This is a genomic window from Phyllobacterium sophorae (genome assembly GCF_003010965.1).
Lineage (GTDB): Bacteria > Pseudomonadota > Alphaproteobacteria > Rhizobiales > Rhizobiaceae > Phyllobacterium > Phyllobacterium sophorae.
Genome location: NZ_PGGM01000001.1, coordinates 582,503 through 604,802, shown reverse-complemented (window position 1 = coordinate 604,802; position 22,300 = coordinate 582,503). Strand labels below are relative to the sequence as shown.

Genomic DNA, 22,300 nt, shown 5'->3' with positions numbered 1-22,300 from the left:
CGGAAAAGCGAAATTTTATTCACGGCGGCGGCATCAAAGGCTACAGCAATTCATCCCTGACGAACATTGGATCAACCCCATGACTGACACTGTTATCGATCGATTCCTCCGTTATGTCGTCATCGACACCCAATCTGATCCCAAGTCGCCGACACAGCCCTCTACCGAAAAGCAGAAGAATCTGGGCCGCATGCTGGTCGAGGAACTTCTGGGTCTGGGCCTGTCCGATGCGCATATGGACGAGCACGGCTACGTCTATGCGACCATTGCATCGAATGTCGACAAGCCCGTTCCGGTCATTTGCTTTTGCTCACACATGGATACCGCGCCCGACTTCACCGGAATGAACGTTAAGCCGCAAATGGTGCGGAACTACGGAGGAGGAGACATACAGCTTTCGGGTGATCCGCAACAGGTCATTCGTGTTAGCGATAATCCGTCGCTGCGTGACCAGATCGGCAACGATATCGTCACCACCGACGGCACGACGCTCTTGGGCGCTGACGACAAGGCCGGCATTGCCGAGATCATGACCGCAGCGCAATTCCTGGTCGGCAATCCCGATATCAGGCATGGAACGATCAAGCTCCTCTTCACGACGGACGAGGAAATAGGCCGAGGGGTAGATAAGGTCGATCTCAAGAAGCTGGGCGCACAGTTCGCCTACACCATCGACGGCGAAACTGCCGGCCATATCGAAGACGAGACATTCTCGGCCGATGGCGTCGAGATCACCATTCGAGGCGTCGCCATCCATCCCGGCTTTGCCAAGGGAAAGATGGAAAACGCGATCAAAATCGCCGGTGCGATCATCAACCGCTTGCCGATCAGCGCTGCGCCAGAGACCACCGCGGGCCGGGAGGGCTTTGTGCACCCGACAGGCGTGACAGGTTCGATGGAGAAGGCCGTTGTCAGCCTTATTGTCCGGGACTTCAACGATGAGGGCCTCACAACCAAGGAAACTATGCTCGAGAACATCGTGAAGGACGTGATGACCGACTATCCCGGCTCATCCTTTACCTTCGAGGTCAAGGAGCAATATCGCAACATGAAGACCATCCTCGACGGTCATCCGGAGATCGTCGAATATGCAATTGAAGCCGTTCGGCGCGCCGGAATGGTGCCTGTGCGCGGCAGCATCCGAGGCGGCACCGATGGTTCGCTGCTATCGTTCATGGGCCTGCCTTGTGCCAACATCTTTGCTGGCGGCCACGCATTTCATTCGCCGCTCGAATGGGTAAGCCGTCAGGACATGGAAAAGGGTGTTGAGACGCTCGTCGAACTGGCGAGAATCTGGGAGGAGCGCAGCTAGCATCGCTTAGCGAACCGACAGGCCGGCTGCCATAAGTCTGGCACTGTATTCGTCAGCGACATCCGCCAGAGCATCCGCCATGGCATCGACCAGCACGGATGTCGGCTTGTAACTGGGTCGGACGGCAGCCACCTGAAAGGGCACTTCGATCGAAAATCGCCGCACCGCCAAACCCTGATTGGCAAAATCCAACGCTGTCAGCGGATTAATAATCGCGATGCCGATGTTTTCCCGTACCAGACTGCAGGCCGACGCGGCCGTTTTCGTTTCCACACATATGTTGCGATTGACACCCCGTTCTTCGAAAATGCCGTCGAGAACTTTGCGGTAGGGATCGTTCTGCGAAAAACAAACCACCGGTTGGCCGGTGAAGTCCGACGGCTCGAGGCATGTTTTTGCCGCCAGCGCGTGACGTTCAGGAAGAATGCAGACCATAGGGAAGATTCCCAGCCTCCTGCAATGCGTACCTGGAATTCCCTGAATGAGTTCGATCAAGCCAAGGTCATACTGGTGGATTCCCAATCCGTCATCGTGCCTGGGATCTTTCCCATCGACCTCGACCCGCGCATCCGGATACCGCGAAAGCAGCTTCGCCGTCGCTCTTGGCAGAAGTGACTGGCTGAGTGCAGGCTGGCAGGTGACCGCAATCCTCTCCCCCTTTGAAAGGCGCAATGCTTCAACGGTTCGCACGATTTCGTGGAGTCCCAAAAAACTGCGCTTGACCTCTTCATAAAGCATCAGCCCGCGCGCTGTTGGAACCAGCTGCTGATAATTTCGATCGAATAGCGTGAAGCCTGCGAGCGTTTCCAGCCGTTTGAGTTCCCTGCTGACGGTCGGTTGCGAGGTCTTCAACAAGATGGCGGCGCCAGTAACCGTCCGCGACGCCATGACCGCGTGAAATATCTCGATATGGCGAAGGGTGATTTGCAAAAGGATTATTGCTCGGCGCGGACGTTTGGCCTGCACCATATCAAAAGTGAATAGAATCCCGAAGATGTTTTTGTTGTGCACTGCTGCGACAACCTGTCTGCTGGATTTTCAATCAAACAGACGAATGCAAAACAATACAGCGAGACCACAGTGCCACCAAAGCCGAATCCAATCATCGGAGTTACTCTCGACAGCGAAAATCCGGGCGGCTATTCCGACCAACCCTGGTACGCATTGCGACAGAATTATATGTCCAGTCTTGCAGGGCTAGGTGCAGTGCCGATCGCCTTGCCGCACCATCCGGATCTCGTCGGCCCCTACCTTGATCTATGTGATGGTATTGTCGTAACCGGCGGCGCCTTCGACGTCCCCCCACAGATGTTCAACGAGGAAATGCGCAGTGCTGCGATCCGTTTGAAACCCGCACGAACTAAATTTGAAACCGCTTTGGTCGCTGGCGCACTTGGGCGTGACATCCCGGTTCTTGGGATATGCGGCGGCGAACAACTGCTTGCCGTCGTGACCGGTGGTACGCTGATCCAGCATATTCCGGACGAAGTTTCCGAAGCGCTTCAACACAGTTCAAGCGTCGACACCGAGAACGCGGCCGGCCGGAAGCGCGCCAGCCATGATGTTCAGGTTTACGAAGGGACCTTGCTTCGCCAAAGCGTGGAAGCGCCGAGTATTCATGTCAACAGTTCGCATCACCAGGCGATCAAGTCCGTTGGAGCCGGCTGCCGCATCAATGCCGCTGCTGCCGACGGTGTGATCGAAGGTATTGAATGCACTGGTTACCGCTTCTGCCTCGGCGTGCAGTGGCATCCTGAATATCTACAGCATGACGCCGACAGGAAATTATTAAGCGCCTTCGTGGAGGCGTCCGCTCAATTCCAGACTGAAAGCTATCATTCGAAAGTCGCACCGAAGTCCTCAGCAACCCTTTTACAGGATTAGCCATGAACACCATTCTTCACAATGCGATATCAGCGGCCACCCGCAAGTGCCGTCCACTTTCCCTGGCAAGCACCGGTTTTTCCGTAATGCTTATGGGCACCTTTCTAAGCCCCGCATTTGCTGCCGGGACGATAAATCGTGACCTCAGTCTGGAGCTGAGAACACTCGATGTGCAGAAGTTTCATCTCTTGGCCGAAGAGGACCTCGGACATGATCTCTTCGAGGGACTTACCACCCGGGACAAGGATGGTGTGCTGAAGCCAGGTGTCGCGAAGGAATGGACGGTCAGCGACGACGGCAAGACCTATACGTTCACATTGAACGATACGAAATGGAGCAACGGCGATCCACTAACGGCCAAGGATTTCGTGTTTGCCTTCCGGCGCATTCTCGAACCTTCGCTCGGTGCCGAATATGCGAGCCTGCTCTATCCGATTGCAAATGCAAAAGCCTATAACAAGGGCGAAATAAAAGATGCGGCGACCATTGGTGTGAAGGCGGTCGACGACCATACGCTTGAGATTACGCTAGCGTCTCCGACACCTTATTTCCCTGACTTGATGGCCAATACCGCGGCCTTTCCGCTACACGCAGCAAGTGTCGAAAAGCTCGGCAGCGGTTACGCCAGCCCAGGCAAGCTCGTCTCGAACGGAGCTTTCATGCTTGAGTCCTCCGAGCCGCACGGCAAAATCGTCCTGAAGAAAAACCCCGAATTCTTCGACGCATCGGCCGTCTCGCTCGATGGAGTCGTCTACAATCAAATTCTTGATGGCGGGACGGCAGTCCGCCTGTTTCGAGCCGGCGAGCTGGATATCACTCCCGGCAGCAAAAGCGACGGAAATGCGCTGGCGGTAAAGGAAATGCCCGACTCGGTACGAGTCGAAGTGATCATGGGCACCGAGTACTACGACTTCGGTCTTAGCGGCGACAAGGTGAAAGATCCCGATGTGCGCCTTGCAATCAATATGGCGATCGATCGTGCTGCACTGACCGAGGATATTCTGGGTACCAACGAAGTGAACGCCTACAGCCTCGTCCCTCCTGGTCTGGACGGCTATGAAAGTCCACCCATGGATTTTGCCGACAAGCCGCTGATGCAGCGCGTCGAGGAAGCACAAAAACTCATGCAGAAAGCCGGTTTTGGTCCAAATAAGCATCTAAAGTTAGAGGTGAACTTCAATTCAAGCGACCTGCATAATCGCACGGCGGTTGCACTCAGCGATATGTTGAAGGATATCTGGATCGATCTCAGTCCCGTCAATCGAGATGGCTCGGCGTATTGGGAGTGGCTCGGCAATGCCCGCGGAAAGTTTGATCTGGCGCGCGACAGCTGGATCGCCAACTTTCCCGATCCGGTGAACTTCCTGAACTTGTATTATGCAGGCAAGGAGGGCTCCACGACAGGTTATTCAAATGCCGAATATGACAAGACGCTGGATGCCGCAGCGCTGGAGCTCGATAAGAGCAAGCGCTTTGCGCTCCTTGCCGAGGCAGAAAGAATGCTACTGACGGACGGCGCAATCGTGCCCTTGTACTATTACAACTCCATACGCCTTGTGAACCCGAAGATCACCGGATGGAACAAGAACGGTTTTGCGTTGCACCCTTCCCGCTATCTTGCGATTAACCGTTGATCGTGCTTTGCGATGGCGTTGCGGAGCATCCCCAGCGCCCATCGCATACGCCCAGCGACACCGTTGATTGAAAGTGTATGCGTCTATGGGATTCATCTATTTTCTGTGCAAACGCATTCTCGCAGCGATCATCACCATCGCCGTGACAATCACCGTCTCATTCTTCCTGATGCGACTGGCGCCAGGCGGCCCGTTCGATCTTGGCAGAATCATGCCGCCGCAGGTCCAAGCTAACCTCAAGCGGCATTTTCATCTGGATCTGCCCATCTTTGATCAATATCTGATTTACATGCGGGATCTTCTGCATGCGGACCTTGGGCCAAGCATGGTATACGTCGACCGATCGGTCTCAAGCATTCTCGCTTCGGGTCTGGTTGCAACGCTGCAGATCGGCATCTGTGCGATTTTGCTGGCGCTTGTGCTGGGCATAGCAGTCGGGATGCTGGCCGCCGTCAGTCCAAATGGTCTCCTGTCACGCCTGATCGTCAATCTGTCGATGATCGGCGTGCTCGTTCCGTCCTTCATTCTGGCGCCACTGCTATCCCTGATTCTCGCGTTTCAATTGCGGTGGTTTGCCATAGCCGGATGGGGCGATGGAAGCTGGTACTATCTTACGCTTCCGGTGATCGCCGTGGCATTGCCGCAAGTTGGAATTATCGCCAAGCTCATGCGGGCCTCGCTTATGGATGTCCTGGGTCAGATGCATGTGCGCACAGCAATCGCCAAAGGCTTGCCGCCGGCGACAGTGCTCGTGAAACATGCGCTGAGACCGGCGCTCTTTCCGGTCATTTCCTACATGGCACCTGCCATGGCAAACATACTGACGGGCTCCGTGGTCGTGGAGCAAGTCTTCGCAATTGATGGCATTGGCCGCTATTTCGTACAAGGTGCTCTCAACCGGGATTATACGACAGTCATGGGCACCGTGATTGTCTATACGAGCTTCATCGTGCTGTTCAACATGCTTACTGACCTCGTGTATGTGCTCGCTGATCCGCGCGTGCAGGTGGGAGTCAGCAATGACTGACCCGGCTGCGCTTCGCGACGTCATACCCCACGAACCCGGCCTATGGCATCAGGCTGCCGGCCGTTTCCTCAAGCGCAGATCCGCCGTTGGCAGTGCGGCGCTGCTGCTTCTTGTCGTCGGTATCTGTGTGATTGGCCCGCTATTGTATCCGCATCCATATAACCAGGTTTACCGGGACTATATCCTTGTTCCACCCGGCCTGACGCCCCGGCCGGACCCCACGACCATTGAGAAAGGGTTCGCCAAGGCAGTGCGCGACGCGGGCGCGAAGGTTGTCGAATACAGGATAGATGATACACGCGTGGTGACGGCTGTCGTGGAAGCGCGCCGCAATCTCGATCTCGACCTGATGAAAAAGTCGTTGGCGATCCGCGGTCTCTTTGCACCGCCTCACATGACAGCCGAACCCGGTACCAGCCGGGCGGCCTTGACTGTAGCAACCAACACGATCGTGTTTCCCCTTGGAACGGATGCCAATGGCCGGGACCTGTTGGCACGGATCATGGTGGGCGGACGGCTGTCGCTCCTGATCGGCTTGACGGCAACTGCGGTCAGCCTCGGCATCGGCGTCATATATGGGGCAATTGCCGGCTATGTCGGTGGCCGCACCGACGCTTTCATGATGCGGGCGGTTGACGTGCTCTATGGTATTCCCTTGCTGTTCTTCGTCATCATACTGGTAACGTTTCTTGGCCGGAATATCCTGCTGATGTTCATCGCCATCGGTGCGATCGAATGGCTGACCATGTCGCGAATTGTTCGCGGCCAGACCATGCAGGTCAAGGCGCAGGAATATATCCTGAGCGCGCGCGTCGCCGCCCTGCCCGGGCGCACGATATTGTTGCGTCACGTTCTGCCCAATATTCTGGGTCCCGTAGTTGTCTACGCCGCGCTCAATCTTCCCGCTGTCGTATTGGCTGAAAGTTTCCTCTCTTTTCTGGGCCTCGGCGTCCAGGAACCGATGGCCAGCTGGGGAGTACTGGTCGCGGACGGCGCCGGCCATATGGAAACGTCTCCCTGGCTCCTCATCTACCCGGGCATCGCTCTCGTGGTGACGCTCCTTTCGGTGACCTGGGTGGGTGAAGCTTTGCATCGTGCCATTGATCCCAAGAACTTGGACTAACCGACAGGATGGAAATGAATTCGCCATTTGCAGAACGTATTGTCAATGCTGGTCCGGAAATCGTAGCTCGCACTTTCCGGAACTTCGGGGATCATCTTGACCCCGAAGAATTTGGCCTTGCCATTCGTCTTTACGAGACATCCCTCACCTCAGGCCGATCGCAAGACAAATTCGATGACGGTCCCTGGTATGGCCACCGCGCAGAACAAAGCTTTTACCCTGCGAGCGTATCGAAGCTTTTTTTCATGGCCAGCTTCTTCGGTTTCGCCGAGGCAGGCAGATTTTTCCCAACCGGAGAAGATTACCGTGCTCTTGATGCGATGATCCGCGTCTCGTCAAATGACGCCACCACATACCTCTTCAATCGGCTTACCGGCAGCAGTGGCGGCGAAATTCTCGATGATATCGATATGGGCACCTGGTGCGCCAAACGCCGCTGTATCGAAGAATGGTTTTATACGTGGTCAAACCCCTCAGTCCATCGAGGCATCCGCCTGCGCCACAGCACCTTCGAAGAAGGGCCCTATGGCCGCGAATACGCGTCCCGGTTGCGCGAAGGAGGAAACCTGCTCACGCCTCTCGCCTCGGCCAGCCTCATGCACGATATTGCAGCAGGTAAAGCTGTTTCGGCAACAGCATCCGCCTCCATGATGACTTTGCTAGCGCGCGATTGGCAGCGTGCCCCACACCATGCCGCTATTGCCAATGAAGATCAGGTCAAGGGTTTTCTTTCCGAGCGGCTTCCCGCAATTGTGCGCTGCTGGAGCAAGGCCGGGCATACCTCTACCACCCGCCACGACGTCCTCTATTGCGAGCATCAGAACGGGCGCAGCGCAATCGTCAGTGTCTTCAGCAGCGGCCGATGGAGCGCCGACAACCAACGATTGCTGCCCAGTCTGGCCGATGACGTACATAGCCTGCTGGTAACCCCGTGAAAATTTCCAAAACAGATCGCCAGCCGCTGTTGATGTGCTCCAGCTTGACGCTTCGCCTTCCGTCCAACGGCCCCGATACGGCCGCGAAGGCAATTCTCAACGAGGTAAGCTTCACCATGGAGCGGGGTGAGACGCTTGCCGTTGTCGGAGAATCGGGCTCGGGCAAATCCACCTTGGGCCTTTGCCTGCTCGGTCTGCTGCCCAAGGGACTTGTTCCCTTCGTCGATGGCGAGATCATTTTTGATAGGACCAACCTCATCGGCCTCGATGAACCTTCCTGGCGCAGGCTCCGTGGCGCTCGCATTTCAATAATCTTCCAAGAGCCAATGACCTCGCTCAACCCTGTGATGCCAATCGGAAAGCAGATCGTCGAAGCAATCCGCGTGCACCGGCTCATGAGCAAGGCTGCAGCATGGGATGAAGCATTGGCTCTCCTGAAAAGGGTGAGGATACCTGATCCGGAGGCAAAAATGTATGCCTATCCCGGGCAGCTTTCTGGCGGTCAACGGCAGCGCGTGATGATTGCCATGGCACTGTCCAACAGTCCCGATCTCCTCATTGCCGATGAACCTACAACGGCGCTCGATGTTACCATTCAGGCCGAGATAATTACGTTGTTGAAGCAGCTGCGCAATGACACAGGCATGGCACTGCTCTTTGTTACGCACGACCTGACTTTGGTGCGAAGCATTGCTGACCGTGTCCTGGTGATGCAAAACGGAGCGGTGGTCGAACAGGGCCCCGCCAACGAAGTCATGCAGACGCCAAAGCATGACTATACGCGATACCTCCTCGCGTGCAGGCCTAGCGGATCGAAACAGCCAATTCCTTCCGGTAGTCCGGAATTGCTAGGCGTCAAGAACCTCACAGTAAACTACACGCGATCATCGAGCTTGTTTTCGAAGCGATCGAAGACGACCGCCTTGGAAGGCGTGAACCTGAGCGTCAAGGCAGGTCAGACGCTGGGTATCGTCGGAGAATCAGGTTCAGGGAAATCAACCCTTGCACGTGCGATCCTGCAACTCGTCTCATATGACGGGCAGATTCGCTTCGCTGGTCAACCCGTCTGCAAGGTGGCGTCACCGGGATTCATCGCTTTCCGAAAGCAGGTGCAGGTTGTATTTCAGGATCCCTACGGCGCTCTCTCGCCGCGTATGACCATCGGTGAATTCATAGCAGAACCCCTGCGCGCGCACTTTCCGGAACTGAGCCAAAACGAACGTCGCCATAGGGTTGCGGAACTTCTTGAAGAGATAGGTCTTGGCCGCGCGGACATGCATCGATATCCGCATTCCTTTTCAGGCGGGCAAAGGCAGCGGATCGCAATTGCCCGAGCTTTGGTTATGAACCCGCAAATGTTGATACTGGACGAGCCCACGTCAGCGCTCGACGTCTCGGTGCAGCTACAGGTACTGAAATTGCTGCGCCGCCTTCAGGAGCAGCACAATCTGACTTATCTCCTGATCACGCATGATCTCGCGGTGGTTTCGGCGATGGCCGATGAAGTACTTGTCCTCAAGGATGGCAGGGAAGTCGAACGGGGTGCAACTCGCCAAATCATGGACGATCCTCAGCAGGAATACACGCGTCGGCTGGTCAGCGCAGCTATGGCCGTTTGATCGCTCGTTATCTGGAGTAGCATTTTCCGTGCTTGGCTAAGAATAGTTTGTCGAAAGGTCTGGTTGCCGACGGCACACTGGCGGGGCCGCCGCGGATTGATCACCAAAGGAATGATCGCACTGGAAGGTCCCAAGAAATGGAACGATTTGGCCGTTTCGCCGTTTGCCATATGCACAATATGTTGATATCAACGTTAGTTGAAGGGGCAAGAGAAGGGTGAACGGCAGACGCTTGAGAAGCCGACATCACATGTGAGAACTGCAACAAAGAGAGGACCCGGTCATGAACACTACTGTCTCCCTGACGCCGGCTACAGAGCTGGCAGAGCGAAACGGAGTTCGGTTTCCAAACGAGAGTAGCGAATATCGGCAAGCACGCGATGCGCTGCTGGCCGAAGAGATCGAATTGAGGCGCCAAATCGAACGGGTCGCGGCGCAAAGACGGGCGTTGCCGCCAGGGGGAGAAGTTATCAAAAACTACCGGTTTGAGAGTGAGGATGGGCCCGTTAGTTTCTCCGACCTGTTCTGCGGCAAACAAACGCTTGCCGCCTATAGCTACATGTTCGGGCCAGAGCGCGAGCGGCCATGCCCAATGTGCACCTCGCTTCTGAGTGCCTGGGACGGCGAGGCTCGTGACGTCGAACAGCGCATCGCGCTTGCGGTGATCGCGCGCTCGCCTATCCAGCGGCTGATCGCCTTCAAGAAGGAACGCGGCTGGCGCAATCTCAGGCTATATTCCGATCCAAGCGGGGACTTCAGCCGAGACTATCACGCGCTGCCGCCCGAGGGCGGAGACGATGCAGCATTTAATGTTTTCATGCGCCGCGACGGAATCATCCGCCATTTCTGGAGCGCCGAGATGGGCTCACCGACGTCTGATCCAGGACAGGATCCGCGCGGGGCGCCGGATCTGATGCCGCTTTGGACAATCCTCGATTCCACTCCCGATGGCCGCGGGACAGACTGGTATCCAAAACTGGAGTACCAAACGGCTGGGTGACGCTTAGAGAAACCGAGATCCCTGCCGGCAACAAAGATCGCACGGCCCGCGCAATATATGATATCTTAGATATAACGCCGGGGAGGTGCATTTTGACACTGGCCGTTGCAAGAGGACCCTCATTGACGGAACAGGCTGCCGCCTATATTCGCGGCCGTATCGTTCATGGCGCATTGCAGTGTGGGGAATCCCTTTCCGAGCTGGCATTGGCGGAAGAACTCGGGGTCAGCAAGACGCCCGTGCGGGAGGCCCTCCTCGAGTTGAAGCGACAGGGCCTCGTTGAGGTCCACCCCCAACGCGGAACATTTGTTTTCGAAATGAGCGCCGATCAGGTGGTTCAACTCGCTGAAGTTCGATCCATTCTTGAACTCGCCGCTCTGAGCCTGGCCATGGATCGCAATCGCGACGCTTTGCGCCACCGCTGGTCCGAAATTGTCCGCGCAATGGGCGTCGCTTTGGCGAAAGGAAACACCGAAGACTACCGGGTTCTCGACGGCTCGTTTCACCAGGCGATGTTCGATGTTGCCGAAAACCAGTTTCTGTCCGAGACTTTCTCCGTTGTCGCATTCCGCATTCAGGCGCTTCGCAATCGTCTGTCGCTCAATCCGGAGCTGAACCTAACATCCTATGACGAGCATCAACGGCTTTTGAAGCATGTCGGCCGCGGTGAGAAGGACGAGGCGATCAAGTTGCTCGTTTGGCACATCGAATGGACGCGCGAGCGCTATATCAAGTTCCTGCAAGTATCCGTGGCCGACGATATCACGGCACGTAATTATGAACGGCGCCAGAGGGTGGGCAAAACATAGGGATTGGGCAGAAAATCACGATCGGCATGGGAGGGCCGGATCATGGGAGCAGGTCAGGATTTTCTTGTTGGTGATGATCGACGTTTCGCGTCGTTCTTTCCTCAAAGCGCCATACTGGAGCAGATCGCGACGGGGTTCATCTGGGCAGAGGGGCCAGTCTGGCTCGACGACATAGGGGAACTGCGTTTTTCCGATATTCCCAACAACCGGATGATGAGCTGGTCGCAAGACAAAGGGCTTCGGGTTTTCCGGCAACCATCCCAGCGTACCAACGGCAATACCCTTGACCGCACGGGGGCGATGATCTCCTGCGAGCACGGGGGGCGCTGTATCAGCCGCACCGCAAGCGATGGAAGCTACGAGGTTCTTGCCACGCACTGGAATGGCAGGCGATTGAATTCGCCCAATGATGTCGTGGTGAAAGGCGATGGTTCCATCTGGTTCACCGACCCGCCCTACGGCATCATTTCAGATTATGAAGGCATCCGCGCCGAAAGCGAGATCGGCAGCAATAACATTTACCGGATCGACCCTGAAACCCGGCGGGTCGACATGGTTGCCAATGATTTCGACAGACCAAATGGCCTCGCATTTTCCCCCGACGAATCGGTGCTTTACATCGCCGATTCCGGCAGGGCGCGCGGCCATAGCTTTGGCTTTGACGACACACGCCCTCATCACGTGCGCGCACTCGACGTGATTGATGGACGCAAACTCGGCGAGAGCCGTGTCGTTGCTGAAATCGACATGGTGCCTGATGGGCTGCGTGTCGACACTGAGGGCTTGCTCTGGATATCCGCGGAGGACGGCGTCCACTGCTATACACCTTCCGGGACGAGGCTCGGCCGGATCCTCGTGCCGGAAGTGGTTGCCAATCTCACTTTCGGAGGCCCGCAAAGATCGCGTCTCTTCATAAGCGCGACAAGCTCGATCTACGCGCTCGAAACCACGAGGCAAGGTGCACGGCACCCCTAGAGACATAAAAGCATAACAACTAGACAAGGAGGAGGAACAGAAATGAACACGCCACTCAGGAGCATGCTGGTCGCTACCGCTGCCAGTCTAGCCATGTCTGTTGCCGCGTACGCGGCGGGACCAGAAATTGTGAAAGGCCCAAGCAAAGATGCTGAATGCTTCAAGCCGCTGGCGGCGGAAACGAAGTTTTTCCAGTGGCCAAAGAAGGAAGGACCCTACCGGATAGCCCTTGCCAACGGCTTCATCGGCAACACCTGGCGTATCCAGATGATTCAGACTGCAAAAGCATATGCTGCGCTGCCGGAAGTGAAGGCGAAACTCAAGGAATTCAAGGTGGTCTCGACGGGTGACGACGTCGCCGCACAGATTGCAGCGGTCGACAATTTCATCAATTCCGGTTACGATGCCATCGTCGTCAATGCGCAAAATCCGACCGCTTTCAAACCCGTCATCAAGCGTGCCAACGCTGCCGGCATCGTGCTGGTGGCGTTCGACAACACGCTTGACACCGACGAAGCTATCAATGTGAACGTAGACCAGAAAGGCCTTGGCGAGCTTTGGGGCAACTGGCTGGTCAAGAATATACCCGGTAACAAGGGCAAACTGCTTGAGGTGCGGGGCGTTACCGGAACATCGGTCGATCGCGACCGTCACGAAGGCATTCAGGAAGTCCTGAAAAAATCGGGAGGTAATTGGGAATCCGTGGAAGTCGTCGGCCGCTGGGATGACGGCACCGCGCAAAAGGTCGTGGCTGATGCGATTGCGGTGCACAAGCATTTCGATGGGGTATCAGTACAGGGTGGGTCGACCGGAACGATCCGCGCCATGATCGATGCCAAGCATCCCTTTGTCCCCGTGGGCGGCGAAACGGAGAATGGCTTTCGCAAACTCTGTGCGGAGTACTCCAAGGAAGGACTGAAATGCACCTCTGCCGGCACTGGTCCTGCCCAGGTTGCCGTTGCCATAAAGACCGCTATTGCTGCGCTTGAAGGCGAGGTTGTCCCGCAATCTATAACGCTGCCCCTTTCAATTGTGGAAGATCCCAATTTCAAGGACGGCGATAGCTTCTATTCGAAGGAAACCGACAACTTCTTCGTCGGCAATTCCTTCCCCACATGTGGCATCAATTTCAGTGCGCAGGAAATCATGGGCCAAACCAAAGCTGACCAGTAAGCCTGGCTTGACCGGGGCGAAAATCCTCGCCCCGGTCTTGGGCTTTTGGAGGGAGTTTTAGTGTCCGACGTCGCGCCAATTCTGGAAATGAAACACATTTCGAAACACTATGGAGGCATCGCCGCGCTGAGCGACGTCGATTTTGTCGCCTTTCCGGGCGAGATCCACGCTGTTCTGGGCGAAAACGGTGCCGGCAAATCGACGTTGATCAAAATTGCGGCCGGGGTCACCGATCCGAGTGCCGGTGAACTCTACGTTGCAGGCAAACGCGTCAATTTTCGCAATCCGACCGAGGCGATGGCGGCGGGAGTCGTGTGCGTGTTTCAGGAATTGTCGCTCCTGCCCGACATGACCGTTGCCGATAACCTTTCAATTGTCGCACCACCGCTCCGCGGCGGCCTGATCGATAGCCGTGCACAGCGCGAGCGCGCGCGCGAACTCCTGGCAATGATCGGGTGCGAGGATATCCATCCGCTCGAGCTCGTGCGTAACCTCCCCCTCTCGCGGCGGCAAATGGTAGAAATCGCCAAAGCCTTGGCAAAGCGACCAAAGCTGCTCATTTTGGACGAGGCGACATCGGCGCTGACCGCTGCCGATGTCGAGCGCGTCTACGCCATCATCCGCCGGCTTCGTTCAGAAGGGGCCGGCATACTTTACGTCTCACACCGGATGCATGAAATCGAAGCTCTCGCCGATTGCGCAACCGTCTTTCGCAACGGGCGGCGCATAGAGACCTTCCGAAAAGGTGAGCGATCGGTCAGCGCAATCGTCCAGATGATGATCGGCCGCGAGCTGATCCACCACTACCCCGAGAAGCCAACCCCTGACTCCGGAGCGCGGGTAGCCCTGTCCGTGAAAAACCTCTCATGGGGCCAGCAATTGCGGGATATCTCGTTTGATGTCCGCAAGGGTGAAATTGTCGGACTTGGCGGGCTCGACGGTCAGGGACAGCGGTCCTTGCTGTTTGCACTTTTTGGCGTACTTAAAGGGATTTCGGGTACTGTTGAAGTTCTTGGCAAACCGCTTCGCCTGTCGGGCCCGCGTTCAGCGATGCGTGCGGCCTTGCCCATGGCGTTGATCCCCGAGGATCGGAAAACTGAGGGGCTTTTGTTGTCAATGAACATTCGGGACAATATCAGCCTGGCCTCGCTGTCCCGTTTTCAAAAGGGATTGCGGTTCGACAGGGGCCGCGAACACTTCGCGGTCGAAAGAATGATCGAAAGCCTGAGTATAAAGATCTCCGACCTCGCGGCGGCAGTGTCCACGCTCTCGGGAGGCAATCAGCAAAAGGTGGTGCTGGCCAAATGGTTGATGACGGATCCGGGCATCATCCTTCTCAATGATCCCACGCGCGGCATTGATGTTGGTACCAAACAGGAAGTCTACCGGTTGCTACGAGACCTCGCGGACAGTGGAGTAGCTGTGCTCTTCTACTCGACAGACTATGCCGAATTGATTGGCTGTTGCGATCGCGTGCTCGTCATGTATGGCGGCAGCATCGCACGTGAACTCTCGGGGACGGATCTCAATGAGCGTACGATGATCGAGACTGCCCTCAACGTCGATGACAAGGGGCAAGCGGCATGAGTGATCTTCGCCATCGTCTTTATCACAATGGCGGCCTGCTCGCCGCGATCGGGCTTTTTGGCTTGATGTTCACCATCTACGTTGCCAATCACCCCGTGGGACTTACGGCAGCTGTAGCGGCGACTGCCGCGAACAAGGCGGTGCTATTGGCGCTTGTCGCCATGGCGCAGACGTTACCGGTGCTGACCCGCGGCCTCGATCTCTCGGTCGGCATGGTGTTCATTCTCGCCAATTGCATGGCATCTGCAATCGTGGTTGGCACCATCGGCGAAGGTCTTCTTGGCATTGCCGCTGTTCTGGGCGCGGGTGCGCTGGCCGGATTTCTCAACGGCGCAATTGTCGTCTGGGGCCGGCTTCAGCCGATCATCACGACACTCGCTACTGGCGCCATCTACTATGGCATCGCGCTCTACATCCGGCCGGGCCCCGGCGGCGACGTGCAATCCGATATCGCCGATCTTGCCACCGGTCAGCTATTCGGCGTCGTACCCACAGCGCTGATCATTCTCCTCGGGGTCGTCGTGCTTGTCTGGTTGCCTTACCGGAACAGCGTACTGGGGCGTGCGGCCTATGCCGTGGGTTCGAACGAACAGGCCGCTTATATGTCGGGCGTTCCGGTGCACCGTGCCAAACTGCTGGCCTATACGCTTGCTGGATTTCTCGCCGCCTTCGGCGGCCTGATGCTGACCTTCAACACCTATTCCGGTGAGGCCTCCGCACCAATCGCAGGAAACTACACCCTCAACTCGATCGCAGCTGTCGTGATCGGCGGAACGTCACTCTTCGGCGGTTGGGGCTCAGCGATCGGATCAATCTTTGGTGCGTTCGTATTGCGCACCATCGAGGATTTGCTGTTTGTATTCAATCTCGATCCGCTCTGGCAGCCGTTGTTTCAAGGAGTGGTGCTGCTTGCTGCTGTCAGTCTTGGAGCCCTTCGCGTCTTGCGCATCCGTAATCGCCTGGAACTTTTCGTATGAATGATCCCAAGCTGCAGGTCAGCACCATTCCCGTGGTTCGTTTTTCACTCGACCGATCCGTCGCGACGGCATTCGGCTGCATCATTTTGATGCTCCTTGGTGGAGCACTTTATTCCCGCGAATTCCTGTCCCCCGAATATCTGTTGCAACAGCTGCAGATCAGCGCGTTCCTCGGTATCATTGCCTCGGGCGCCATGATGGTCATCCTAATTGGGCATATTGATCTGTCCATTCCCTGGACCGTGACCCTCGGAGCGATGATGGCAACCGCAGTGGCTGGCTGGTATGGCGATGCCGGCGCCGTGTTTGCAATACCGGCGGGTGTGCTTTGCGGCGCACTGGTGGGGCTTCTGAACGGGCTCGGTGTCGCCTATCTGCGCTTGCCATCGATGATTTTCACGTTAGGCATGAATGCAGTGGTGCAAGGGTTGATGGTGTTGCACACCGGCGGCTTCGCACCACAGGATCATGCTACCGATGCAATGCATTTCCTGGCGGTTGGCCGTCCGATTTTTGGTTTTCCCAATGCGCTGTTTATTTGGATCCTTATCGGAGCATTCACGACTTTTCTCCTGACTCGCACAGTGTTTGGCCGCCGCGTCTATGCTGTCGGCAACCGGGAAACCGCCGCCTATCTCTCTGGAATTAACACCAATGCAGTAATCATCTGGTGTTTCATTCTTTCGGGCGCAGCTGCCGCCTTTGCTGGCGTGCTGCTGGCAGGCTATTCCACCAAGGCCTATCAGGCCATGGGCGACCCCTATTTGCTACCTGCCATCGCAGCGGTTGTGCTGGGCGGAACCAATATTCTTGGTGGGCGCGGCAACTATCTTGGTACGATCGCCGGTGTGATCCTGATCACTCTGCTGCAGTCTATTCTCGCGGTCATGCAAATGCCGGAAGCCGGACGCCAGATCATATATGGCGTTGTCATTCTGGCCATGCTGCTTTCCTATGGACGAAGTGAAATCGACAGAAAGTAGATCGGCACAGTCTGTCGCAAACATTGAAGCCTTCGCAGGCCGCGGGTATATCAATTCATCGCGGCGCCAAAACAAAACGCGCCCCGGAGGAGCGCGTATTAGATGGGCTTTCGCCTGTCGTTTTCTAGACTCTTTTTGACATCATCCCTTTAAACCACAGTGCTAGGCCCATATTCTAACTCAGCTAACTATAGAATTTCGGCCTAGGTCCCCCACTGCCGCTCGCTCGCCCTCACACATGCTTGAATGCTTCTTAAGTTGTTTTTTCATGCGCTGAAACTTACGACCACTTCATAAAATTATGTTACAGAGCGTTACGTCAGCGTGACTCAGTCGCTGCTGGTGAGCAAATTTCTAAAAAAATAGATAACCAATTAGAGTTAGGCGCAATCTGGCCAATGCTATTGACATCCGGTCCCCTTCCGAGATGCGGCACTTGTAACTGACAGCAGATTCGCCATACAAAGAGGCTGGGAACCGGCGAACCGCCGTGTGCCTCTCGCAGTTCGTCAATTACTAACGCATTTGAAGGCAGGCTGATGCGTGAAGGCTTTCTGTTTGACGGAGCGGATAATGCACCCGTCACTATCCTTCTTGCTCATGGTGCAGGCGCGCCGATGGATTCCATGTCGATGGAAGCGACAGCCAAGGCGCTTGTCACCGCCAATTTCCGCGTCGTGCGTTTCGAATTCGGTTATATGGCGGCACGTCGCACATCCGATAGCCGCAAGCCGCCACCCCGCGCCGAGGTGCTCAAACCGGAGTACATGAAGGCAGTCGCTGAACTTGGTGCTACAGGGGCCCTTGTCATCGGCGGCAAGTCAATGGGCGGACGGGTCGCCAGCATGATTGCCGACGATCTTTATTCTGCCAAAAGAATCGCCGGGCTTCTCTGCCTGGGCTATCCATTTCATCCACCCGGAAAGCCGGAGCAGCTTCGTACAAAGCATCTCGCAGGGTTGATGACGCCGACGTTGGTTTGTCAGGGTACACGTGACGAGTTCGGTACCCGGGAAGAAGTTCCAGGTTATACACTCTCGGACAAGATCGAAATTCTCTGGCTTGACGATGGCGATCACGACCTCAAGCCTCGCAAGAGGATATCCGGCCTTTCGCCTGCCGATCACTTAAGAACCATGGCCGAAACGGTCAAAGCGTGGACAGACAGATTGGCACTCTAACAGCGCTGCAATTGCAGAGCTATTAGAGCTCTCCGTTAGGGATCAGCCAGCGCTCAATTGATCGGCTGACATTTTACCGGATCTTTTGTCGCGAACCAGCTCGTAGTTGATCGTTTGATTTTCAGCCAAGGTGCGCATACCGGCGCGCTCAACCGCCGAGATATGCACGAACACATCAGCGCCGCCATCCTGGGGTTGAATGAAACCAAAACCCTTCGTCGAATTAAACCATTTAACAGTGCCGATGGCCATATTTAACCTTCTTCGTAAGAACTGCCTCATTTGCAAATTTGCAAACGGTCGACGTTGCAAATCTGGTTGCAAGTTCATGGCCTGCGGCAGAATTGTCAATCAGTAGAACCCCTGAACAAAGCACGGGTTTTTACCTATCGTCACCCCCGAGTAGAGGGCGATAGCAGAGCGAGCGTGTGTTGGTCGGCGTTTCCGCCGCACCAATGATCCAATGCGTCGCGGAACGGATTATATGTTTCCGGTACAACCATCGAAAACAATGTCATACAAGATCTGAACTTCATGTCATCGGGTGAGCCGAAGATCGAATACAGCGAAGCTCCCTTAATCTCGAGGACCGTGCTTGTGCATAGAACCAGACGTGATCCAAGCAGGGGATGCGCCAGATACGCGCGCGCCTCGTCCAATGAGGCAATGCCGTAGAACTTCGCTCTCGGCGAATGGCCGAGACCACGCAACTGCGGAAAGATAAACCACATCCAATGGCTCTGCTTCCGCCCGCCTTGCAGCTCTTCTATCACGTTCTCGTAAACGGGCGCCTGCGCAACCACAAAACGCTGGAGGTCGAAGGGATCATCCGGAGACATATCTGAACTCTCCTACGCGGCCGACTCGTCCGTGCCCGCTCCATATCTTAGATCGGAGAACATCCAAATGGAATCGTTCTGCAGACGCTAAGTTAGCTCCCACTAAGAAATTATAGCGAGCCAGCGGCTAATTGAACGGTGGCTCGCATCCGTGCAGACTGGAGAGGCTGATTGACCCCAGCAGGGGCCCGGCTATCCCATCCACCCCCAAGCCCGGCCGGGCCTCTTTACCACTCACAAAAACAATCGGATGAACTAAGTCCACTGCAATTCCAGACGCAGGAAGTACCTCACTTCGATGCGCCTGGACGGTTCACGTCATCACGACATCGTGGTGTGCTTGCCTTGACTGTCGATAGCAAAGGCTCCTCATACAGTTAGGAAATCGATATGCGAAAAAGGCCCCGCCTCTTGAAGGCGGAGCCTCTTCTTGTTTGTGTTTCGAGCGAGTGATCAGAAAACCATGTTATTTCTTGTCGCCGCCGCCTTTGCCACCTTTGCCATTTCCGGGACTTCCATCATGGTCAGTTCCATCGCCATTGTTACTCTGACCGGGGTTGGAGCTGTCGTTTCCGTCTGGATCATTCCCATGGCCGTTATTGCCTTGACCACCCTTACCGTGGCCACCCTTGCCATGGCCACCCTTGCCATGGCCACCTTTGCCATGATCACCCTTGCCATGACCGTGTCCATGGTGACCGCCGCCTTTTGGACCTCCATCGCCAGGCCCGCAATTCCCTGGATCACCGCCACCGGGATTGCCGCCACCGGGATCACCACCGCCGGGATTGCCGCCACCGGGATCACCACCGCCGGGATTGCCGCCACCGGGATCACCACCGCCGGGATTGCCGCCACCAGGATCACCGCCACCGGGATTGCCGCCACCGGGATCACCACCGCCGGGATTGCCGCCACCAGGATCACCGCCGCCGGGATTGCCGCCACCTGGATCACCACCGCCGGGATTGCCGCCACCGGGATTGCCACCACCACCAGGACTGCCACCACCGGGACTGCCGCCACCAGGATTGCCACCACCGGGACTGCCGCCACCAGGATTGCCACCACCAGGACTGCCGCCACCTCCTGGGGCACCGCCATTGCCGCCCGTGGCACCACCGGAATTGTCAGCACTGGAAGTTCCGCCTGTGCTGCCACCAGCGGTGCTGCCGCCTGAGTTGCCATTGCTGGAGCGGCCACCACTGCGGCCAGAACGAGCACTACCTGCTTCGCGATCACCGCTCGACGCCGGACTGATTGCCGCAGTTGTCAGCGGCGGACACATCTCAAGTTGTGCGCGCGTCAGGACGAATCTTTTGTTCAACGCAAAACAGCACTGTGCAGCATTTTCTTCAGTTAGCCTCTTACATTGGGCGGCACTGGCAAACAGCGAGCGCTTGGTCTGGGCGTATGCCGGCTCGCTTTGGACGATTGTTGATATTAGCCCCAAGGTTGAAATCGTCAAAACGGCGAATAAAACGTTGCGTCCGCTCCCATTTTTATTGTTGGTTATTTTACGCATGTTACATTTCCCCAAATGTTATGGTTGTTAAGCAACTCCACACATCAGGAAAATGTTCTATTTTTTCACTTAGCCATTGATGGCTTTATTGCTTGCGTAATATGTAAACTTAAGATTATTTGTTTTCTACGCCACAATACTGCTTAGAATTGATATAAAAAGATTGATGCAATATTTGCCGATATACCCTATTATCTAATTCGAGAGTAAGCGCCGGGTAATGAGGCGCCGTGTGTTCCAGTAGATACTTTCGTAACCCTAAATAAGTAAAACTCAGAAACGACGGCATCGGTGTCGCAATGTTCAATGCCCGTAACAGCATGTTAACGATTGATTCATAAATTCAGGATTCTGGACACGATTTTACCCAGTTGAAGCGCCAGTTCGTCCCCTCGACTTTGGAGAACACCCTATGTTGCGCAAATATTCCCTGCTGGCTCTCACGGCATTGTTCGTGACAGCCATGGTGTCAGTTCCAGCCTTTGCAGATGGGACCGAAATGCAACTCAAGGGCAAGGGTTTCGGTCCTCCAGCTTTTCGTTCGTTCTGCGGACGCTTGGCTGGCCTTTGCAATACTCGCTCCGGGGCCAAGGTGGTTCAACTGACGGAAGACAGGCGCAAGCAGCTGCAATCGGTCAATGTCAGCGTAAATTCGAGCATCAAGCAGCAAAGCGATATGCAGACCAACGGCGTAGAAGACCTCTGGACGATCCCCACAAAAACTGGCGACTGTGAAGATTTTGCCATTCTGAAAAAGCGCGAACTCATGAAGCGCGGCTGGCCGGCGGCGTCGCTTCTCCTCACGGTGGCGCGGTTGCCGTTCAGCAATGAAGGGCACGTCGTGCTGACCGCCCGCACATCTGCCGGCGACCTCATTCTCGACAGCCGCAGCAATTCTGTGAAAGACTGGTCGAGCACCTCGTATCGCTATTATGCACGGCAGTCACAGAATTCCGCGGGTTGGGACCGTATCGGTAAGGCTATTCCGGTCAATAATACCGCCAAGCTGAAGAATGCCGCCCAGCGAACCGCCAGCGTCAGATTGCCGGACCAGGGGCTGATTGAAGTATCCGCACTCCGTTGATCCTGTATGTGCCGTCCGGCTGCTTCACCAATTGATAGATGGCCGTCCAGTCTTTGCCGTCCGGGCCGGTAATCAACACTTCCTGGATCACCTGATCACCGACCACCTTGTTGCGGCCAAAGGCAAAATTTCCGGGCCGGTAAACGGGCTGATAGGTTCGCTTGACCATTTCGAAAAACAGATCCTCGTTGCGAAACTTGCCCTGTATTTCAGGTGAGGCAAAAGAGTATGCGGCTGCCGCATCGTCGTTGAGGAAAGCCATGATCTGTTTTCTGATGATTATTTGCGCAGTGTCCACCGGTTCCTCGGCACGCCCAAGCGCAATGATCGCGAACATCAAATAGAGGGTCGCCGCCAATCCATAGGAAGTCTTGAACATGATGTCGTCCTCGCGCCGTGATGGAAACTCTGCTCACCAATCAACGGCCCACTCATCGTCATGGGACGGCCGGCAATGTCCTTACGACTCGTTGCCGCTTTCCCCGGAGGCAAAAGCAAATTTCGTCTCCATGCCAAATCCTGTTTCCCGGATTGCCCGATGAAGTTGGCCCAAATCCCGCGGGCCTTACCTTCGTCCGATGGATCGACACCGGCCTTGCCAATCCCTTGATCCTGAACCATTCCCTCCGTCGG

Annotated in this window: 21 protein-coding genes; 16 read left to right on the top strand and 5 right to left on the bottom strand. The window is 56.0% G+C overall.

Annotation, left to right across the window (positions count from 1 at the left end):
• The first annotated feature begins 79 nt into the window (after positions 1-79).
• On the top strand, positions 80-1,312 hold the full coding sequence (pepT, locus tag CU103_RS02955) for a peptidase T (RefSeq protein ID WP_106662393.1): 1,233 nt from the start codon (positions 80-82) through the stop codon (positions 1,310-1,312).
• Between the two features lie 6 nt (positions 1,313-1,318).
• Here the strand turns inward: pepT and CU103_RS02950 are convergent, their stop codons facing one another.
• The gene (locus tag CU103_RS02950) at positions 1,319-2,242 is read right to left on the bottom strand and encodes a LysR family transcriptional regulator (protein ID WP_170116980.1); all 924 of its coding nucleotides are present in this window, start codon (positions 2,240-2,242) and stop codon (positions 1,319-1,321) included.
• Positions 2,243-2,392: 150 nt separating this feature from the next.
• Between CU103_RS02950 and CU103_RS02945 the strand changes: the two genes are divergently transcribed.
• The 14 genes from CU103_RS02945 to CU103_RS02880 all read left to right on the top strand — a co-directional run bounded on the left by CU103_RS02945 (position 2,393) and on the right by CU103_RS02880 (position 18,219).
• Positions 2,393-3,196, top strand: coding sequence for a gamma-glutamyl-gamma-aminobutyrate hydrolase family protein (locus CU103_RS02945; protein ID WP_106662634.1), 804 nt, complete (start codon positions 2,393-2,395; stop codon positions 3,194-3,196).
• Between the two features lie 2 nt (positions 3,197-3,198).
• Entirely contained in the window at positions 3,199-4,830 is a 1,632-nt protein-coding gene (locus CU103_RS02940; RefSeq protein ID WP_106662391.1) for a peptide ABC transporter substrate-binding protein, read from the top strand.
• Between the two features lie 85 nt (positions 4,831-4,915).
• Entirely contained in the window at positions 4,916-5,857 is a 942-nt protein-coding gene (locus CU103_RS02935; protein WP_106662390.1) for an ABC transporter permease, read from the top strand.
• Entirely contained in the window at positions 5,850-6,980 is a 1,131-nt protein-coding gene (locus CU103_RS02930; protein WP_162707181.1) for an ABC transporter permease, read from the top strand. The genes CU103_RS02935 and CU103_RS02930 overlap by 8 nt, the downstream gene beginning before the upstream one ends.
• 14 nt (positions 6,981-6,994) lie before the next feature.
• Positions 6,995-7,915: a serine hydrolase gene (locus CU103_RS02925; RefSeq protein WP_162707180.1), complete on the top strand. Its 921-nt coding sequence runs from the start codon at positions 6,995-6,997 to the stop codon at positions 7,913-7,915.
• A complete protein-coding gene (locus CU103_RS02920) occupies positions 7,912-9,534 on the top strand; it encodes an ABC transporter ATP-binding protein (protein ID WP_146147742.1) in 1,623 nt (540 codons plus the stop codon). The genes CU103_RS02925 and CU103_RS02920 overlap by 4 nt, the downstream gene beginning before the upstream one ends.
• A gap of 283 nt (positions 9,535-9,817) precedes the next feature.
• Positions 9,818-10,534: a DUF899 family protein gene (locus CU103_RS02915; protein ID WP_106662386.1), complete on the top strand. Its 717-nt coding sequence runs from the start codon at positions 9,818-9,820 to the stop codon at positions 10,532-10,534.
• Between the two features lie 92 nt (positions 10,535-10,626).
• Positions 10,627-11,343, top strand: a complete 717-nt coding sequence (locus CU103_RS02910; RefSeq protein ID WP_162707179.1) for a GntR family transcriptional regulator — start codon at positions 10,627-10,629, stop codon at positions 11,341-11,343.
• A gap of 42 nt (positions 11,344-11,385) precedes the next feature.
• Positions 11,386-12,318, top strand: coding sequence for an SMP-30/gluconolactonase/LRE family protein (locus tag CU103_RS02905; RefSeq protein WP_106662384.1), 933 nt, complete (start codon positions 11,386-11,388; stop codon positions 12,316-12,318).
• 42 nt (positions 12,319-12,360) lie between these two features.
• Complete coding sequence (locus CU103_RS02900) at positions 12,361-13,491, top strand: sugar ABC transporter substrate-binding protein (protein ID WP_106662383.1); 1,131 nt, start codon at positions 12,361-12,363, stop codon at positions 13,489-13,491.
• Positions 13,492-13,578: 87 nt separating this feature from the next.
• Entirely contained in the window at positions 13,579-15,078 is a 1,500-nt protein-coding gene (locus CU103_RS02895) for a sugar ABC transporter ATP-binding protein (RefSeq protein ID WP_106662633.1), read from the top strand.
• A complete protein-coding gene (locus CU103_RS02890; protein ID WP_106662382.1) occupies positions 15,075-16,055 on the top strand; it encodes an ABC transporter permease in 981 nt (326 codons plus the stop codon). The genes CU103_RS02895 and CU103_RS02890 overlap by 4 nt, the downstream gene beginning before the upstream one ends.
• Complete coding sequence (locus tag CU103_RS02885) at positions 16,052-17,038, top strand: ABC transporter permease (RefSeq protein WP_106662381.1); 987 nt, start codon at positions 16,052-16,054, stop codon at positions 17,036-17,038. The genes CU103_RS02890 and CU103_RS02885 overlap by 4 nt, the downstream gene beginning before the upstream one ends.
• Before the next feature lie 539 nt (positions 17,039-17,577).
• The gene (locus CU103_RS02880) at positions 17,578-18,219 is read left to right on the top strand and encodes an alpha/beta hydrolase family protein (RefSeq protein ID WP_106662380.1); all 642 of its coding nucleotides are present in this window, start codon (positions 17,578-17,580) and stop codon (positions 18,217-18,219) included.
• A 42-nt stretch (positions 18,220-18,261) separates the two neighbouring features.
• Here the strand turns inward: CU103_RS02880 and CU103_RS02875 are convergent, their stop codons facing one another.
• The 3 genes from CU103_RS02875 to CU103_RS02865 form a co-directional block, all read right to left on the bottom strand.
• Positions 18,262-18,471 (bottom strand): cold-shock protein, encoded by a 210-nt coding sequence (locus tag CU103_RS02875; protein ID WP_106662379.1) that lies wholly within the window; start codon positions 18,469-18,471, stop codon positions 18,262-18,264.
• 140 nt (positions 18,472-18,611) lie between these two features.
• Positions 18,612-19,058: a DUF1810 domain-containing protein gene (locus tag CU103_RS02870; protein ID WP_106662378.1), complete on the bottom strand. Its 447-nt coding sequence runs from the start codon at positions 19,056-19,058 to the stop codon at positions 18,612-18,614.
• Positions 19,059-19,511: 453 nt separating this feature from the next.
• On the bottom strand, positions 19,512-20,300 hold the full coding sequence (locus CU103_RS02865) for a hypothetical protein (RefSeq protein ID WP_106662377.1): 789 nt from the start codon (positions 20,298-20,300) through the stop codon (positions 19,512-19,514).
• A 695-nt stretch (positions 20,301-20,995) separates the two neighbouring features.
• Here CU103_RS02865 and CU103_RS02860 point away from each other — a divergent pair.
• The gene (locus tag CU103_RS02860; RefSeq protein ID WP_106662376.1) at positions 20,996-21,667 is read left to right on the top strand and encodes a transglutaminase-like cysteine peptidase; all 672 of its coding nucleotides are present in this window, start codon (positions 20,996-20,998) and stop codon (positions 21,665-21,667) included.
• Here the strand turns inward: CU103_RS02860 and CU103_RS02855 are convergent.
• A complete protein-coding gene (locus CU103_RS02855) occupies positions 21,621-22,004 on the bottom strand; it encodes a DUF4864 domain-containing protein (protein WP_106662632.1) in 384 nt (127 codons plus the stop codon). The two genes, CU103_RS02860 and CU103_RS02855, sit on opposite strands and share 47 nt — an antisense overlap.
• Positions 22,005-22,300 lie beyond the last annotated feature (296 nt).